At 73.5% G+C, this 16,847-nt stretch carries 14 protein-coding genes; 7 read left to right on the top strand and 7 right to left on the bottom strand.

The window, feature by feature from the left end; all coding sequences use genetic code 11:
* Positions 1–3 precede the first annotated feature (3 nt).
* Positions 4–426, bottom strand: coding sequence for a DUF4396 domain-containing protein (locus AB0J53_RS12985; protein ID WP_246646831.1), 423 nt, complete (start codon positions 424–426; stop codon positions 4–6).
* Positions 427–673: 247 nt separating this feature from the next.
* Here AB0J53_RS12985 and AB0J53_RS12980 point away from each other — a divergent pair, with 247 nt between their 5' ends.
* From AB0J53_RS12980 to AB0J53_RS12960, 5 genes are all read left to right on the top strand, one after another.
* The gene (locus tag AB0J53_RS12980) at positions 674–3,490 is read left to right on the top strand and encodes a hypothetical protein (protein WP_364171609.1); all 2,817 of its coding nucleotides are present in this window, start codon (positions 674–676) and stop codon (positions 3,488–3,490) included.
* Positions 3,491–3,550: 60 nt separating this feature from the next.
* Positions 3,551–4,567: an aminotransferase class V-fold PLP-dependent enzyme gene (locus tag AB0J53_RS12975; RefSeq protein WP_364171607.1), complete on the top strand. Its 1,017-nt coding sequence runs from the start codon at positions 3,551–3,553 to the stop codon at positions 4,565–4,567.
* Between the two features lie 88 nt (positions 4,568–4,655).
* Complete coding sequence (locus AB0J53_RS12970; RefSeq protein ID WP_364171605.1) at positions 4,656–6,032, top strand: carbohydrate-binding protein; 1,377 nt, start codon at positions 4,656–4,658, stop codon at positions 6,030–6,032.
* A gap of 120 nt (positions 6,033–6,152) precedes the next feature.
* Positions 6,153–6,449 carry a hypothetical protein gene (locus AB0J53_RS12965; protein ID WP_364171603.1) on the top strand — a complete coding sequence of 99 codons (297 nt, stop codon included), beginning with the start codon at positions 6,153–6,155 and terminating at the stop codon, positions 6,447–6,449.
* A 5-nt stretch (positions 6,450–6,454) separates the two neighbouring features.
* Entirely contained in the window at positions 6,455–7,717 is a 1,263-nt protein-coding gene (locus tag AB0J53_RS12960) for a DUF6745 domain-containing protein (RefSeq protein WP_364171601.1), read from the top strand.
* Here the strand turns inward: AB0J53_RS12960 and AB0J53_RS12955 are convergent.
* Genes AB0J53_RS12955 through AB0J53_RS12930 form a run of 6 tightly spaced genes read right to left on the bottom strand, consistent with a single transcriptional unit; the run spans position 7,693 to position 14,648 of the window.
* Positions 7,693–8,544 carry an STM4011 family radical SAM protein gene (locus AB0J53_RS12955; RefSeq protein WP_364171599.1) on the bottom strand — a complete coding sequence of 284 codons (852 nt, stop codon included), beginning with the start codon at positions 8,542–8,544 and terminating at the stop codon, positions 7,693–7,695. The genes AB0J53_RS12960 and AB0J53_RS12955 overlap by 25 nt on opposite strands.
* Entirely contained in the window at positions 8,538–9,803 is a 1,266-nt protein-coding gene (locus tag AB0J53_RS12950; protein ID WP_364171597.1) for an STM4012 family radical SAM protein, read from the bottom strand. Before AB0J53_RS12950 ends, AB0J53_RS12955 begins: the two co-directional genes overlap by 7 nt.
* Positions 9,790–10,575, bottom strand: coding sequence for an STM4013/SEN3800 family hydrolase (locus AB0J53_RS12945; RefSeq protein WP_219508536.1), 786 nt, complete (start codon positions 10,573–10,575; stop codon positions 9,790–9,792). The genes AB0J53_RS12950 and AB0J53_RS12945 overlap by 14 nt, the downstream gene beginning before the upstream one ends.
* Complete coding sequence (locus AB0J53_RS12940; RefSeq protein WP_364171594.1) at positions 10,568–11,608, bottom strand: STM4014 family protein; 1,041 nt, start codon at positions 11,606–11,608, stop codon at positions 10,568–10,570. Before AB0J53_RS12940 ends, AB0J53_RS12945 begins: the two co-directional genes overlap by 8 nt.
* Before the next feature lie 2 nt (positions 11,609–11,610).
* Complete coding sequence (locus AB0J53_RS12935; protein ID WP_364171592.1) at positions 11,611–12,564, bottom strand: STM4015 family protein; 954 nt, start codon at positions 12,562–12,564, stop codon at positions 11,611–11,613.
* A gap of 59 nt (positions 12,565–12,623) precedes the next feature.
* Positions 12,624–14,648 carry a M14 family zinc carboxypeptidase gene (locus AB0J53_RS12930; RefSeq protein WP_364171590.1) on the bottom strand — a complete coding sequence of 675 codons (2,025 nt, stop codon included), beginning with the start codon at positions 14,646–14,648 and terminating at the stop codon, positions 12,624–12,626.
* 139 nt (positions 14,649–14,787) lie between these two features.
* Here AB0J53_RS12930 and AB0J53_RS12925 point away from each other — a divergent pair, with 139 nt between their 5' ends.
* Positions 14,788–16,152: an APC family permease gene (locus AB0J53_RS12925; RefSeq protein WP_364171588.1), complete on the top strand. Its 1,365-nt coding sequence runs from the start codon at positions 14,788–14,790 to the stop codon at positions 16,150–16,152.
* Positions 16,149–16,781 carry a GPP34 family phosphoprotein gene (locus AB0J53_RS12920; protein ID WP_364171586.1) on the top strand — a complete coding sequence of 211 codons (633 nt, stop codon included), beginning with the start codon at positions 16,149–16,151 and terminating at the stop codon, positions 16,779–16,781. The genes AB0J53_RS12925 and AB0J53_RS12920 overlap by 4 nt, the downstream gene beginning before the upstream one ends.
* Positions 16,782–16,847 lie beyond the last annotated feature (66 nt).

The raw sequence follows: 16,847 nt of genomic DNA, 5'->3' as shown, positions 1-16,847 counted from the left end.
GCCTCAGTGGTGGAAGGCGTGCACCACGGCGTGGCCCTTGCCCCGGCCGATGATCCACTTGTTGATCGGCGTGGTCACCAGGAACGCCACCAGCAGGGCCACGGCCAGCGCGCCCCAGAACAGGCCCGAGGCCAGCCCGGCGTCCATCGCGCCCGGGATGGCGACCATCACGCCGTTGTCCACGATCTCCATCACCAGGATCGACACCGTGTCGGCGGCCAGGGCCAGCTTGATGGCCTCTTTCCAGGAGAGACCGGCCCGGCGCAGCGGGATGAGGGTCAGCAGGTAACCGAAGAAGAAGGCGAGCACGACGGCCAGCGCGATGGACGGGACGGTGTGCCAGCCGAGCGCGGTGGCGATCACCAGGCCGAGCACCTCGCCGATGGCGCATCCGGTGAGGCAGTGCAGGGTGGCCGAGGCCGCCATCCGCCAGGAGACCTTCCCCGGCCCACCGTGAGCGTGCTCCCCGTGCCCCGCGTGCTCCCCGTGCTGCGCGTGCTGATCATGTCCGTGCTGACCATGTTGTGCGTGATCGTGATGGTTGTGGTGGTTGTGGTGGCCGCCGTGCTCGGACATGCTGTTTGTACCCCTTAGTCGTATCTCGGCGGCCGACAGTAACATACCCCCCTGGGGTTCCACAATATTGTCGGTAGCGATCTCTAATGTCCGCCGCATGACACATCAGGAGGCCGTCTGGGAGGCGGTCCGCGCCCTCGTCATCGGCCGCGACACCGGCGCTCTGGCCGACCGCCTCATCGCGCTCACCGACGCCGAACGGGCCGACGTGGCGCGCCGGCTGCCCGGGTTCGTCAAGGAGCTGCGCGAAGGCTTCGCCCGGCCCCATCGGGACGACGCCGACGAATGGGACCTCCGCTGGCTGGTCAGCGACGCGATGGAGAGCCACCTGGCGGCGCTGCGGCTCGTGGGCGCGGGCACGATCCCGGGCCCGGCGGGCGCGGTGGCCTGGCTGACCCGGCGCGAGTTCAACCCCCGCTGGGCGCCCGACACCGGCTGGCCCGACCTGGCCCGCGTGCTGGTCACCCGCCCGGCCGCCTGGCGGGCCGACGTCGCCGCCCGGCTCGCGCGGAAGATCCGCAGGCCCGGCGACCGCACCGTGCCCCTGGTGCTCGCCCTGCTGCGGAGCTGCGGCGGCGACCCTCCCGCGCACGACCCGCTGGTGGTCGCCTGGCTCGCCGCCGGCGTCGTGCCCGGCGACCCGCTGGCCGCCGCGCTGCTCCCGCGGATCTTCGACGCCCAGGGCGCCGGCCGCACACTGCGCGACGAACAGCTGACCCCCCGGCCGACCGCCTGGCTGTCCCTGCTCGCCTCCGGCGTCCTTCCGCGCGAGGCGGTCCTCGACGGCTGCGTGGGCCGCTTCCTGCGCGGCGGTGACGCCCTCGACCTGCGCTTCTTCGTACGCCTGCACAAGCTGGTCGATCCCACGCCCGAGGAGTCCGCCGCCCGCTCGCGCGACTACCTGCGGCTGCTGCCCGCCGCCCCCGGCACCGTCGCGGAGCTGGCCCTGGCCCAGGTCCGCCGCACCGGCCCGCACGACGCCGCCGACGTCGCCGAGGCGATCGGCGCGCTGACCTTCCGCGCCGAGGCCAAGCTGGCGCTCGCCGGCCTGAGCTGGCTGGACGACGAGCTGCGGCACACCGCGTCCCGGACGTCCCAGAAGGCCCGGACCTCGCGGGCCGACAAGGCGGCCGCCGCGTCCCGGGCCGACGAGCTGGCCCCGGCGCTGGCCACCGCGTTCGCGCACCCGTCCTACCAGGTGCAGGAGCGCGCGGCCCGGCTCGCGCTCAAGCACGCCGCCGCGTTCGGCACGGGCGGCGCCACCGTGGCCGAGGCGGTGCCCTTGCTGCCCCCGGACCTCGGCCGTCAGGTGGCCGAGCGGTTCGGGGGCGACGCGACGCCCGAGGAGCCGGCCGAGCCGTTCACCCCGCTGCCGCTGCCCGTGCTCGCCCCGCCCGGCCCGTTCCCGGAGCCGACGCTCGCCGCCGACGGCTGGGCCGTGCAGCGCTGGGAGACGGCCGAGAGCTGGCTCGCCGCCTTCGTCGAGCAGGCGGCGCGCGACCGGGCGGCCCTGCGCGCGGCGCTGACGCGCGCGACCCGTTACTCCTATCCGGGCCTGTACGAGAGCCCGTGCTGGCTCAGCCCCGGCCAGTGGATCGGCGCCCTCGCCGACGAGGTGATCGCACCGGGCTCCGATCCCGGCGTGCCCGTCGGGGGCCCCGCCGACCCCTGGGAGTCGGTCTTCACCGCCATGCGCGTCATGCCCGAGCCGGAAGCGACGCAGCAGCCGGCAGCGGCGTTCGGGGGGTTCTTCACGCAACTGCTGGGGGAGATCGCCACCCGGCTCCACGGCACCGCGCCCGCCCCGGTGAGGCGGCACCACGACCGGCTGCCGGAGCCCGGGAGGGCCGCACCGCCGCACCTGTTCGTGCTGCGCCGGCTCGCCGAGCTCTACGCGGCGCTGCGCGAAGGCGCGCTGCCGCCGGTGCTGCTGGCGACGCCCACCCTGGCCACCGGGCACCTCGACCCCGCGGTGCTGGTCGACCGGCTGGAGGCGTGCGCGGCGGCGGGTGTCGAGCCGCTGCCCGCCGACCTGGCGCAGGCCCTGCTGCGGCTGCCGCGCGGCGCCTGGCCGGAAGCTGCCGAACGGGCCGCGCGGGTGGGGTCGCGGGGCGCCACGCAGGCCGCCGCCTGGCTGGCCGGAGGCGGCCTGCCCGATCCGGTGACGGGGCTGGAGTGGGGCTACCGGCTGGGCGCCGTGGACCACGTGTTCGACGACGACCACGTGCCCGAACACACCGACGACGTCTGGGTGCGGCCCGTTCTACAGGCCGGGCCGACCGGCGACGAGCTGATCGACGAGCTGCTGCGCGAGCCTCGGAGGTGGAGCTGGGGCGATCACGCCGACACCGTCGGCTGGTGGCCGGCGATCCTCCCGTCGCACCGCGAGGTGGTCGCCGTCAACCTGCTGCCCTGGCTGTTCGGCGGAGGGGCCGCCGATGCGACGCTCGCGGCCCTGGCGCAGGCGGGCGGGCCGGTCGGAGAGGCGACCGCGATCAACCTGGCGCGTTCGCTGACCCGTCCCGACGGCGAGGCGGCGCCGTTGCTGTTACGGATGGCCGCCCGGGGCGACCTGCCCGCCGAGGCGGTCGGCCGGCAGCTCGCGCACTTCGTCCGGCGCACCCGGCGCGAGGTCCGCCCGGCGTTCGGCGCGCTCGCCGACGCGGCCAGGCAGGGCGCGCACGCGCAGGTGTGGGAGATCGTCAAGGCCATGCTGCCGGACCTCCTGGCCGAGGGCGAGCGGCCGGCAGCCGTCCACACCGAGGCGGTGACGCTCGCCGTCGACGTGGCGGCCTGGGCGGGCGCGCGCGACGAGATCCCCACGGTGACGGCCTGGGCCACGAGCCGCAGCCGCAGCCGCTTCGCCCGCGAGTGCCGCCGCCTGCGCGACCAGTTGAGCGGCGCGAGCCGCTGAGCCCGGCATCGGACGAACGGCACGGTAGGCGTACCGGAAGCACCGTCCTAGGCTGGGCGCATGGATCTTGACAGCGCGCTCTGGGACGCCGAGCCCGGCTGGCTCAACACCGCCTCGTCCGGGCTGCCGCCCCGCCGGGCGTTCGAGGAGTTGCAGGCCGTGCTGGCCGACTGGCGGCACGGCAGCTCCGACTGGAAGCCGTGGGACGCCTCCGTGGGCCGCTCGCGCGCCGCATTCGCCAGGATGGTCGGCGCCGCCGCGGAGGACGTGTCCGTCGGCTCGACCGTCTCGCAGATCATGTCCACCGTGGCCACCGCGCTCCCGCCGGGCGCCGAGGTGGTCGTGCCGGAGATCGAGTTCACCAGCAACCTGTTCCCGTGGGCGGTGGCCGCCCGCGTCCGGACCGTTCCCGCCGACCGGCTGGCCGACGCGATCACCGCCTCGACCGGCGCGGTGGCGTTCAGCCTGGTGCAGTCGGCGACCGGCGAGGTGGCGCCGCTGGCCGACATCGTCGCCGCCGCCCGCGACCACGACGCGCTCGTCATCGCCGACGGCTCCCAGGCGTGCGGCTGGCTCCCGGTGAACGTCGACGGCGTCGACGCGCTGGCCTGCGCCGCGTACAAGTGGCTGATGGCGCCGCGCGGCGCGGCGTTCGGCTACCTGTCGCCGCGCCTGCGCGAGCGCATGCGCCCGCTGGCCGCCAACTGGTACGCCGGGGCCGACGAGGGCGGCTCCTTCTACGGCCCGCCGCTGCGGCTCGCGGGCGACGCGCGGGCCTTCGACCTGTCGCCCGCCTGGTTCTGCTACGTGGGGGCCGCGCCCGCGCTCGAACTGCTCAACGAGATCGGCGTCGAGCGCGTCCGCGACCACGACGTGGCGCTCGCCAACCGCTTCCGGGCCGGACTCGGCCTCGAACCGTCCGACAGCGCGATCGTCTCCGTCGACGCGCCTGGCGAACGGCTGGAGGCGGCCGGCATCCGGGCGGCGGTGCGGGCCGGGAAGGTCCGCGCGAGCTTCCACGCCTACACCACGACCGCGGACGTGGACCGCGCGCTGGAGGCCCTGGGCGCCCCATAACACCGCGATAGGGGGTCATTTGGGACGACCATTCCTCGTATCCGTCCTCGTACGGTGGCGACACCCCCCGTAATACGAGGAGAGTCACATGCTCCCCAGAAAGACCCTGACAGCGGGCCTCGCGCTCGGACTGACCCTCGTGGTCGTCCCCGCTGTAGCCTGGACCGCGCACAGCGCCACCGCGGACGACCTCAGCCCCTACGCCGCGGCGCAGGCGCAGGCTTCTGTCAACGAACCACCGCCCGGTCTGATCAACGCGCTCAGCGACGACCTCGGCATCAGCCAGCAGCAGGCCGAGACCCGGCTCGTCAACGAGGCAGCCGCGGCGACCGTCGAGCCCGGCCTGCGCGCCCAGCTCGGCGCGGCCTACGGCGGCGTCTGGCTCAGCGGCCCCACCGCTGCGATGACCGTCGCCACCACCGACCAGGCGCAGGTCGCCGCCATCCGGGAGACCGGGGTCGAGGCCCGCGTGGTCGGCCGCTCCCTCCAGCAGCTCGACGCGATCAAGGCCACCCTCGACCGGGCGGCCGCGAAGGCGCCGAAGACCGCGCCGGTCTGGTACGTCGACGTCGTGAACAACGACGTGGTCGTCCTGTCCTCCACGCCCGCCAAGGCGCAGGCCTGGGTACGGGCCAGCGGCGCCGACGCCTCGGCCGTCAGGGTCGTCCGCTCCAACGAGCAGCCGCAGGCCTACTACGACGTACGCGGCGGCGACGCGTACTACATCGGCAGCGGCTCCCGCTGCTCGGTCGGCTTCTCGGTGAGCAAGGCGGGCTCGCAGGGCGGCTTCGTCACCGCCGGCCACTGCGGCAGCACCGGCGCGACCACGACCGGCCACAACCGCGTCAGCCAGGGCGTCTTCCGCGGCTCCTCCTTCCCGGGCAACGACTACGCCTGGGTCGAGGTCAACTCGCAGTGGACCCCGACCGGCGTCGTGAACGCCTACAACCGGGGCATCCAGCCCATCCGCGGCTCCCAGGTCGCCCAGGTGGGCGCCTCGATCTGCCGCTCCGGCTCGACCACCCAGACCCACTGCGGTCAGGTCAGCCAGCTCAACACCAGCGTCACCTACCCGCAGGGCACGGTCTCGCAGGTGACCAGGACGAGCGTCTGCGCCGAGCCCGGCGACTCCGGCGGCTCGTTCTACTCCGGCGACCAGGCCCAGGGCGTGACCTCGGGCGGCTCGGGCAACTGCAGCTCGGGCGGCACGACGTACTTCCAGCCGGTCAACGAGATCCTGCAGGCGTACGGCCTCACGCTGGTCACCCAGGGCGGCAACAGCCCGACCCCGACCGGCAGCAACACGCCGACGCAGTCGCCCGGCGGCACCTGGGCGGCCGGCACCACCTACGCGGCCGGCGCCACGGTGACGTACGGCGGCGCCACCTACCGGTGCCTCCAGGGCCACACCGCGCAGGCAGGCTGGGAGCCCCCGGCGGTGCCCGCCCTGTGGCAGCGCGTCTGATGTCCTGACCCGTTCGAACCGGGCCCAGGCCGGGGAGCCCCCTCCTCCGGCCTGGGCCCGCCGGTTTGTCGGTGCCGGACGGTACTTTCCGATCATCCCCCTGACGATGGAGGTTGGTCGATGTACCGACAGGGCGACATCCTGATCGTGCCGGTGTCCGAGGAGGACGCGCCGCGCACCGTCCGGCCCGAGCCGCGTGACGCCCGCGGGCGGCTCGTGCTGGCGCACGGCGAGGCCACGGGCCACTGCCACGCGATCCCGGGGCCCGGCACGCTGTCGGGCGGGTTCCTGCACCTGCCGGAGGGCGGTCGCCTGGTGCACGAGGAGCATGACACGATCTCGCTGCCCAAGGGCTGGTACCGGGTGATCCGCCAGCGCGAGTACGTGCCGGGCTCCTTCCGGGTGGTGGCCGACTGATGGCCGTGCACACCGATGAACGGGTGGCGTGGGACCGCATGGCCTTCGCCACCGGGCCGGGCGGCGACGCCGACGCGGCTGTCCGGCAGGCCTACAGGGAAGCGGGCCTGCCGGAGCCGGACCACGTGATCGTGGTGGCCTCGCCGCTCGCCGGCGCCCGCGCCGCCGCCTGGCTCACCGCCGACCCCGCCACCCGCCTCCGGCCCGCCGCCCCGAACCCCCAGGAAGTTGCCCGGACCGCGTCAGAAACCCCCGAAGGGCCACCTCGGGCCGTGACGGGGAAGGAGGACGGTCGCGTCGGGCCGGGGGCTCTCGCAGGGGAGGCCGCTCCGGATGGGGCGGTGGTGTTCGGGGGGTTGCCGGTCGGGGTGGTGGCGGGGCGGTCGGTGCGGCATGAGGTGCGGACCCTGCCGTGGGAGCGGGCCAGGGCCGCGCTCTCGGCCGAGCTGGGCCCGGCGGGGTGGGCGGCCCGGTGGGAGGAGACCGGCGGCAGGCTGTGGCCGGTGGTGAGCCGCCTGGTCGCCGACGTCCGCCGCGCCATCGCCGAAGCCGCCGCCGCCTCCGAAACCGCCGCCGGAAGTGACGCCACCGCCGCCGCCGAGGTCGCCGCCGGAAGCGACACCGCCGCCGCGGACGGCAGCCAGCAGGTCGGGGAGGAGTTGCGGCGGGTGACGCTCGATGCGGTGCTCGGGCAGCATGACGCCCCCTGGCTGTCGGCCTTCGAGGGGCTCGGCGGGCTGGACGGGCTGGAGCGGGTCGCCCGGTGCGCGAGCTGGTGGTGGCCGTACGAGCGGGTGGCGATCGTCAGCGCCCGCCCCGCCGAGCTGCACCTCGACGAGCTGGGCCGCCTGCACGCGGCGGACGGCCCGGCGCTGGTGTGGTCCGACGGGTTCGCCCTGCATGCCTGGCACGGCATGCCGGTGCCCGCGGGGTTCACGATGACGGACCTGACCCCGGCGCGCATCCGCGAGGAGTCCAACGCCGAGCTGCGCCGCGTCATGCTGGAGCACTTCGGCGTCGACCGCTATCTGGCCGAGTCGGGGGCGCGGCCGGAGCATTCGGACGAGACGGGCGTCCTGTGGCGGATCGAGCTGCCGGGTGACGAGCCGGTCGCGATGGTGGAGGTGGTCAACTCCACGCCCGAGCCCGACGGCACCCGGCGCACGTACTTCCTGCGGGTGCCGCCGTGGGTGCGGCGGGCGCGTGAGGGGGTGGCCTGGACGTTCGGCGTGAGCGAGGAGAGCTACCGGCCGGAGCGCGAGACCTGAGGCCAGGCGGCCGGGATGCGTTCCAGCACCCCGTCGCCGAACACCTCGTAGAGCCCGAGCGGTTCCAGGTGCACGTAGCCGATGTGGCAGTCGCAGGCGGTGGCCGGGCAGGCGCGCGGCCGCAGCTGGGGCGCGTAGCTGCCGTCGTAGAGGTTGCCGAGCGGGTCGGCGACGAAGTGGCAGCGCCGCACGTCGCCGTCGCCGTTGACGGACACGACGCTGTCGCCGGTGCGGCAGGGCAGCCCGCGGCTGGGGTGCGGGAAGCGGCTGTGGTGGAAGAGCGGGTCGACGGCCGTCCAGTCGGCGGCTTCGGCGTCGGTGTAGAGGCGGCCTTCCTCGGCGTTGACCCACAGGTACGTCTCGGGCGGCAGGTCGGCGCGCAGCCGCCGGGCGTCGTCGAGGTGCGCCGGGTCGCCGACGATGCCGACGCTGTGCCGCACGGTCAGTGATCGGAGCTTGGCGAGGAACCGGTCGTAGGGCACCTGGGTGGGGTGGTAGGTGACCCAGAGGGCGGCCCGGTCGGAGGCGTCGGCGAGCCAGCCGGTGCGGCAGCTCAGGTTGGTCTGGATGGCGACGCGGCGGACGTTCGGCAGCCATGACAGCTCGACGAGCGCCTTCCGGTACCAGGACCTGACGAGCCCTTCGCCCCAGGGCGTGAACAGGATGGCCACGTCGAAGTCCTGCCGGGCCACCCAGGCGGCGAAGCGTTCGAGCGCGGCGCGGTCGGCGCGCAACTGTTCGGGCGTGTCGCGCCGCTTGGCGAAGGGGCAGTAGGCGCAGTCGTAGTCGCAGCTCGCCAGCGGCCCTCGGTACAGGATGGTCAGCATGCGTCGTAGCCGTCCATGAGGGCTCTGACCTGCGGCGAGAACAAGGCGGGCCCGATCGCGTCGGACCAGGCCAGGCCCTCGGCCGTCAGTTTGATCACCTCGGGCTCGATCACGAGCCACTGCCGGAACTCCGCCAGCGGGAAGTCGTCGAGCGCGTCGGCGCCGAACCGCTCCCGGTAGAGGGCGCGGTCCAGGCCGCCGGCCTGCAGCAGCGACTGGATGAGGTGCCGCCGCCTGCGTTCGCCGGGGGTGAGCGTGAAGCCGACGTTGGCGTGGCCGAAGTCGTCGCGGCTCACGTAGTCGTCGATGATCGCGCGCACCTGGCGGGCGCCGACCGCGTACTCGAAGGAGTAGTGCAGGTCGCCGGTGTAGGAGCGGGCGCCGCAGCCCAGGCCCACCATGCCGTCGGTCTGGCAGCAGTATTCGGTGGCGTTGGCGGTGCCGGGCAGCCGGAACATCCGCATCGACACCTGCTCGTAGCCGGCGTCGGCGAGCCGGTCGCGGCCGAGGCGGTAGAGCTCCAGCCGCTGGTCGTCCCAGGCGCGGCCCTGCTTGCCGAGCCCGGTGAGCGGCCGGACGTACAGCGGGTAGAGGTAGATCTCCTCGGGTTTCCAGGTGAGGGCGGTGTCCAGAGAGTGGAGCCAGGAGGCGGGGGTCTGGCCGTCGATGCCGTAGATGAGGTCGATGTTGAGGACGGGGACGGCGCTGGCGCGGATGGCGTCGAGCGCCGCGTCGACCTCGGCGCGTTTCTGCGGCCGGACGGCGGCGCGGGCCTCGGCGTCGACGAAGCTCTGCACGCCTATGGAGACGCGGGTGGCGCCGCGTTCGGCGAGGACGGCGAGGCGGTCGGGGGTGGCGGTGGCGGGCGAGGTCTCGACGGACAGCGGGATCGCGCCCAGGTCGACGGACATGGCCCGTTCGGTCAGGTCGAAGAGCCTGGTCAGCTCGCGGGCGCTGAGGTAGGTGGGGGTGCCGCCGCCGAACGCGGCCGTGGTGAACGCGCTGGTCTCCAGGGCGCCGGCGGTCTGGACGGCCTGGCGTTCGAGGGCGTCGAGGTAGGCGGCGACCAGGTTCTCGGGGGCGCCGGTGCGGGTGAACAGGTTGCAGAAGCCGCAGCGCATCTCGCAGAACGGGATGTGCACGTACAGGGCGCCGGGCCGGTCGCCGGCCCACACGTCGGCCAGCGCGGGGCGGGGGTCGAGGGGGCGGTAGGCGGTCTTGTGCGGGTACGCGTAGACGTATCCCTCATACGGGCGCATGGGGCTCCAGGATGAACTGCGTGTACGGGACGGTCCACACGACTTCGTGGCCGATCCGGTGGCCGACGTGGCCGTCCTCGCCGTACGCCGTGCCGTGGTCGGAGCAGACGATCACCAGCGTGGGGCGGGGCATGAGGTCGTAGAGCCTGCCGATGTGGCGGTCCACGTACGCGAGCGCGGCGGCGTGGGTGTCGCGCGAGTCGGCGGTGGCGCCGGGCAGGTAGAAGTGGTTGGGCTGGTGGAGGGCGGACACGTTGAGGAACAGGAACACCCGGGTCCTGATATTTCGCAGAATGTCGCCCACACGGTCGATCTGGTGCTCCAGTGACCGCGGGTCCGTCACCCCGAACTCCGGCTCCCAGTGGCTCTCCGCGAACAGCCCCGGCAGCGCCGACCCGAGCGGCGTCCGCTTGTTGAAGAAGCCCACGCCGCCGACGCACACCGTGTGATAGCCGGCCGCCGCCAGCCCGGCGGGCAGGTCGGGCGCGTCGAACACCCACGTGCCGTCGCCCGTGGTCTCGCTGCCCGGGAACGTGGCCGCGAAGAGCCGGGGATGCGGCCCCGGCGTCACGGGCGTCGGCAGGAACCCGGCGAAGAAGGCGGCGTGCGAGGCGTAGGTGAAGCTGCCGGGGCTGTGCCGCCGCTCCCACCGGGCACCGCCGGGCAGCAGGTTGCGCAGCCGCCCGGCCCTGGCCAGCTCGTCGGCCACGTCGTAGCGCAGCGTGTCGAGCGTAATCAGCAGGATGTCGTGGCTGCCGACGATCTCACGCATGTCCATCGAGCACCGCCCTGACCTGCTCGGCGTAGGTGTCGCGGCCGTTTCCCGCCAGGTCGCCCAGGCCCGGCAGCAGGTCGCCGAACGCGTTGACCTCCGCCACCGCGACCGTCCGCCAGTCGGCGCCCACCATCAGGTCGACCCCGGTGCTGAGGGTGCCGGGGAAGCAGGCCGCCGCCCGCGCGCACGTGTCGAGCACCCGCTCCCACAGCGCGGTGCGCGCCCGCAGCGGCTCCAGGTCGCCGCGCTCGCCGCCGAGGTGCAGGTTGGTCATCGGCCAGCGTCCGGACCGCACCACCGCGTGCGTCGGCTTCCCCGCCACGGTGACCACCCGCAGGTCGAACGCGCGCCCGCCCACTGACGCCTTGGGGAACCACCGCTCGACGTGCAGCCCGTCGGGGGCCAGGAAGTCGACGAGCCGCCGCACGTCCGCCTCGTCCTCGTAGGTGCGCACCCGCAGCGAGTTCAGGTACGCGCCGCCGGTCCGGGCGGCCGACGTGACGGCCTTGACCCGCCCGGCGTGCGCCTGGAACGCGATCACGCCCGACGACGACGAGCCGTGGGCGGGCTTGACGAACACCCTCTTCCAGCCGCGTACGGCCATCAGCTCGCGCAGTTCCTCGTACGACGAGGCGGTGAAGCCGGGCGGCACCGGCACCCCGGCCGCCTCCAGCACCGCGTGGCAGCGCCGCTTGTCGAACAGCACGCCGATCTCCGCCACGTCGCCCAGCAGCCGGACCCCGGGGACGGCCGCGACGCGCGCCAGCCCGGCGGTGAAGGCCGCGTACCAGACCGCGCCGCCGCCCACCCGCGCCGGGTCGCCGGGCCCGCGCAGCAGCGCGTCGGCCTCGGCGTCCTCGCCCGGCGAGTCGATCCGCAGCAGCGCCTTCGCGGGCGCGCGCAGCTCCCGCCCGGCGAGCACGTCACGCCACGGGATCACGTACGGCTCGGCCAGGCCGCGGGCGGTCACCGCGGCCCCGAACATCGTCACCCGCCGGTCGCCGGGGGTCCCGACGACCGCGAACTCCACGCTCACTCGCTGACCGCGACGAAGGTCCAGCCTCGGTCGGACTGCTCCATGCCGGTCAGGTCCACCTCGACGCCGGGGAGGGCGGCGGTGATCCGCTTCATCATGGGCTCGGTCAGGTAGTGGTGGTGCAGGTCGAGGTTGCGCAGGTGGGTGAGCGGCTGGCCGCTGAGCAGCGCCTCGGCGCCCTCGTCGCGCAGCACGCCCATCGACAGCGCCAGCGACTCCAGCCGGGCCACGACGGGCGCGGCGGCCACGGCGGCGGCGATCTCGTCCTGGATCTCACTGTCCTGCAAGCCCAGGTGCCGCAGCGCGGGCAGCCGCTCCCCCGACAGGATCGGCGCCAGGTCGGCCACCGTGGCGTCGCCGCCGTACTCCGCCACGCCCAGCCACAGCTCCAGGTGCTCCAGCGCGGGCAGCTCCGACGCCGCCACGGCCCTGACCACGGCGGCCGGCAGCCCGCCGGTCTCGAACCGCAACACCCGCAGCGCCTCGTGCCGCACCGGCGACAGCTCCAGCTCGGCGCCGCCCCGCACCTCGAACCGCTCCAGCCTGGGGAACGCCTCCAGCAGCGGCGTCACGTCCGACTGCTGGATCCAGGAGATCTCCGCCTCCTCGGAGTCGATGTCGCCGAAGAACAGCGAGCGCAGCCCGGTCAGCCGGGGCGCGTGCGCGACCAGGCGCTCCACGACCGACGCCGAGCTCGTCTCGTAGCACTCCTCCCAGGCGCCGATCACCAGCGCCGTGACCCGCGCCGGGTCGACGGACTCGACGAAGGCGTCGATGACCTGCGTCATGGGCGCCCGCTCGTCGCCGGGCCAGGTGACCGCGTGGAGCCGCCAGGCCACCTCACCCGCCGGCGGGGACTGGCCGTCCCGCGGGTGGTGGGCGACAGGCAGCCCGGCGTACGTGTCCGTGTAGGACAGCGTGTAGCCGAGCGCGGGGTCGTACTCGATCATGGCAGGATGTCCTCGCCTGGGGGATTGGCGAGTCCTGTCCTACCAGATCGAGCCGACAATCACCGATCCCGGTAGTCGGCCGCCACCCCGATCAGCGAGATCAGGCCCGAGGCGAACTCCATCGCCTCCTGGTGTCCCTCGCTGAACGGCGGCTGGAAGCCGACGCCCTCCCATCTCCGCGTCTCCGGGTTCCACAGGTCGCTGCCGACCTCGAAGTCCCAGCCGTAGATGCCGAAGTCGTACCAGAGCTCGTCGGCCGAGTTGCCGGCGGCCGAGTAGAGCACGTCGGTCACCGGGCCGGTCTGCTGCGGCCAGGTGACGGTGCCGCGCTCGGCGGCGATGGCCTCCTCGATCGTGCGGGCCGAGCGCAGGAAGTACGCCTCCTCCTGGGCGGTCGGGCGGGGCAGCGTGACGCGGCCGTCGAGCTTGTACGCGCCGGGCGGCCACATGAAGTAGCCGCCGTAGCTGTGCACGTTCATGGCGAACTTGATGTTGCGGTACTTCTGCGCGAGCCAGATGACGTTGCGGCTCTCCGGCTCGGAGTGCTCGGCCGGACCCGCGTAGGTGCCGCTCTGGCAGTTGGCGGAGGCGCCGAAGTAGCCGTCGTGCAGCGACCCGGCCGCGTAGTTGCGGTTGACGTCCACGCCCCAGGTGTTGCGCTGGGCCGGGTCGGCCTGCTGGGCGGGGCAGTGGTTGGTCATGTTCTTACGCTGGGAGTTGAAGTCGTAGAAGCTGTAGTTGGCGCCGTCGGGGTTGACGGTCGGCACGATGAACACGTCGGTGCGCTGGAGCAGCTTGCGGGTGGCGGGGTCGCGCGCGTAGTTGCGCAGCAGCCGCTCGGCGGCCTCGATGGTGACGAGCGGCGTCACCCACTCCCTGGCGTGCTCCTGGGCATAGGCCAGGACGCCGGTGCGCGAGCCGTCGCGGTGCACGCCGATGCGCAGCGCGAGCACCCTGGCGGGCTTGCGGGAGACGTCGGCGGGCGCCTTGAGGAAGTCGCTGAGCTGGGTGAGCGCCACCGGCGCCATGATCCCGGCGCCCGGGTCGCCCCTGTAGGTGGAGGCGCGCAGCCCGGGGGTGGCGTCGAGCGCGGCGGCCACCTGGGCGGCCGTGCTGGTGGGCGTCCCGGAGCCGTCGGTGGCCAGGCTGACCGTGACGCGCTTGCCGTCCACGCTCACGTCGAGCGCGCGGTCGGGCGCTCCCGGGTCGACGAGCTCGACGGCCAGGTCGTTGCCGCCTTCGGACCCGTACGCGCGTGAGGTGACGACGACGGCTGAGCCGGGGACGGCGCCGAGCAGCGCCTGGGCGTGGCGGCGGTAGCCGTTGGTCAGGTGCGGCAGCTCGACGATGTCGGTGAGCCGGGGGAAGCTGCGGTGCAGGGCCTTGATGCGCTCGTTGAGCTGCGCGGGCGGCATGTACTGGGTGATGAAGTCCTTCTGGTAGCGGTGACCGGTGCGGTCGGGGCGCTCGCCGTCGGGCCACTCGCTGACGCGGGCCTGCGCGGTGCCGCCGGTCGCGGAGGTGACCGTGACCCAGTCGGGCCGGGTGTCCACCGGCGCCGGGGTGGCGAACTGGTGTCCCAGGTAGGCGCCCGCGTCGAGGTAGGGCGCCAGGGCGACCTCGCCGGTCGCGCCGCGCCTGCCCTTCCAGGTGGCGGTGAGCGCTGCCGCGCCGCCGGCGCTGCTGGACGCCTCGACCGACAGGAAGTAGCCGTCGCGGGACTTGAACCAGACGGCCCGCTCGATGACGATCTGGTCCCGTGCGGTGGCGGTGGCGGCCGGCTTGGGGGCCGGCGTGCCCGTGGCCAGGGTCGCGCCGAGCGGCCGGAGCGCCGCGAGCTGGGTCGGCGTCACCACCGCGTCGACCTGGATGCTGCCGTCGGCCTGGGGCCGCACCCGCTCGGCGAGGTCGGCTCCGGCCGCGACCAGCCGGTCCATCGCCGCGCGGTCCGGAACGGAGAGTGTGACCAGCGAGACGGGCTCGGGGTCGGTGGGCCCGGCGACCGCCGGGATGGACGGTTCGGCCGTCACGAACGTGGTGAGAACGACGGTCAGGACAACTGCGGCTGCCCGTAGGGCTCGCATCGGCTCCTCCTGGGGATCACCCGTATGAGGATCATTGAAAGCCGACAAGGACGAACCGGCAAGACTCACACCTTGCGACGCTCCGGCGACCTGCGGAAGGATCTCCCAATCAACCCCCCGCCGTTTTTGGAGCGCCGTCGTGGACTCACAGGAGAGCATCGGCCGGTTCGGCTACCGCCAGGAGTTACGCCGTGGGGTCGGCCTGACCGATCTGGTGTTCTATGGCCTGATCTTCATGGTGCCCATCGCGCCATTCGCGATCTTCGGCCTGGTCTACGAGCGTTCAGGTGGTATGCCGGTATTGGTATACCTCGTCGGCATCATCGCGCTGCTGTTCACCGCGAACTCGTACGCCCAGATGGTCAAGGCGTTCCCGCTTTCTGGATCGGTCTACAACTACGCCGGGCGCGGCATCGCGGCGCCTGTCGGGTTCATGACGGGCTGGGCGATCCTGCTCGACTACCTGCTCGCGCCGAGCCTGCTCTACCTGATCGCGTCCATCGCCATGAACGCCAGCATCCCGGCGGTGCCCGTGTGGGCCTGGCTGATCATCTTCGTGACGGTCAACACGGTGATCAACCTGCGCGGCATCCGCATGACGATCAAACTCACCAAGGTGATGATCGTCGCCGAGCTGGCCGTGCTGGCGCTGTTCCTGCTGGCCGGGCTCTGGGCGCTGCTCAACGGGGCGGGCCGCGGGTTCAGCCTGACGCCGCTGTTCAACCCCGAGACCTTCTCCTGGCCGATCGTGTTCGCCGCCGTGTCGGTGGCCGTGCTGTCGTTCCTCGGCTTCGACGGCATCAGCATGCTGGTCGAGGAGTCGACCGGCGGTTCGGAGCAGGTGGGCCGGGCGATGCGGCTGGCGCTCGTCCTGGCGGGCGTGCTGTTCATCACCCAGGTGTGGGTGGCCGCCCTGCTCGCGCCCGAACCGCTCAACTCCGACACCGCCTTCTACGACGCGGCGGCCATCGCGGGGGGCGAATGGCTGCGGCATCTCACCACCACCGCCACCGCGATCTCCTGGGGCGTGGCCAACACCCTGGTCGCCCAGGTCGCGGTCTCGCGCCTGCTGTACGCGATGGCCCGCGACCGGCAGCTCCCGGCGTTCCTGGCCCGCATCTCGGTGCGCAACTCGGTGCCCGCAAACGCCATCCTGCTCGTGTCGGCGCTGTCGGTCGGCATCGGGCTGTGGATGTCGACCGTCGACGGCGGCGTCGACCTGCTCACCAGCCTGATCAACATGGGCGCGCTGGTCGCCTTCATCGTCCTGCACGTCTCCGTCGTCGTGCACTACACGGTCCGCCTGAAGTCGGCCAACCGCTGGGCCCACCTGGCCGCGCCGCTCATCGGCATGGCGATCCTGGTCTTCGTGGTGATCAACGCCAACATCCTCGCCCAGATGGTGGGCCTCGTCTGGCTCGGCGTCGGCGCGGTCGTGCTGGCGATCCTGTACGCCATGGGACGCCGTCCCACGCTGCGCGATTCGGTCAAGGAGCCGGCGTGACCCGACAGCCGCTCCACCACGACCTGTTCCTGATCGCGCACGACAAGTCGGGCAAGCCGCTGGCCCACCGGTCGGCGACGTCACTGGCGCTGGCCGGGGCGGTGCTGATCGACCTGGTGCTCGCCGAGCACGTGAGCGTCGCGGCGGGCTCGGCCGCCGTCACCGGCCGGGCCGCCACCGGCGACGCGGTGGCCGACGACCTCCTGAACGCGATCGCCGCCGACCGCATCGGCCACGACCCGCCGTACTGGGTCAGGAGCCTGGCCGAGAACGTGTACGACCGCACCCGCGACGCGCTGACCGCCGCGGGCCTGCTGGTGCCGGTGACCCGCCGCCGCCTGGGCATGCTGCCCTACGTCCGCCACGAGCCCTCCGACATCGCCCTGCTGGTACGGGCCTCCGCCGGGGTGCGGTCGGCGGCCGAGGGCCGCAAGAGCCCCGACGCGCGCAGCGCCGCGCTGTGCGGGCTGGTGGCGGTGCTCCAGATCGAGGCCGCGCTCTACCTCGGCCTGCCGTCGCTCAACGAACGGCTGCGCGCCCTCGCCACGGGCCATTCGCCGCTGGTCAAGGAGCTGGTCGGCATGGTCGACACGCTGGTGCAGGAAGCCGCCGTCGCCGTCTACAGGTGACCCCAGGCCGCAGGTGTCAACGGCTCTCCCCGTGGTACGTGTACGGCAACCGACACGGGGGGACAC

It is taken from the genome of Nonomuraea sp. NPDC049725 (genome assembly GCF_040674795.1).
Lineage (GTDB): Bacteria > Actinomycetota > Actinomycetes > Streptosporangiales > Streptosporangiaceae > Nonomuraea > Nonomuraea ceibae.
Note: the sequence above shows the minus strand (reverse complement) of the source record. Positions and strands in the feature narration are given on the sequence as shown.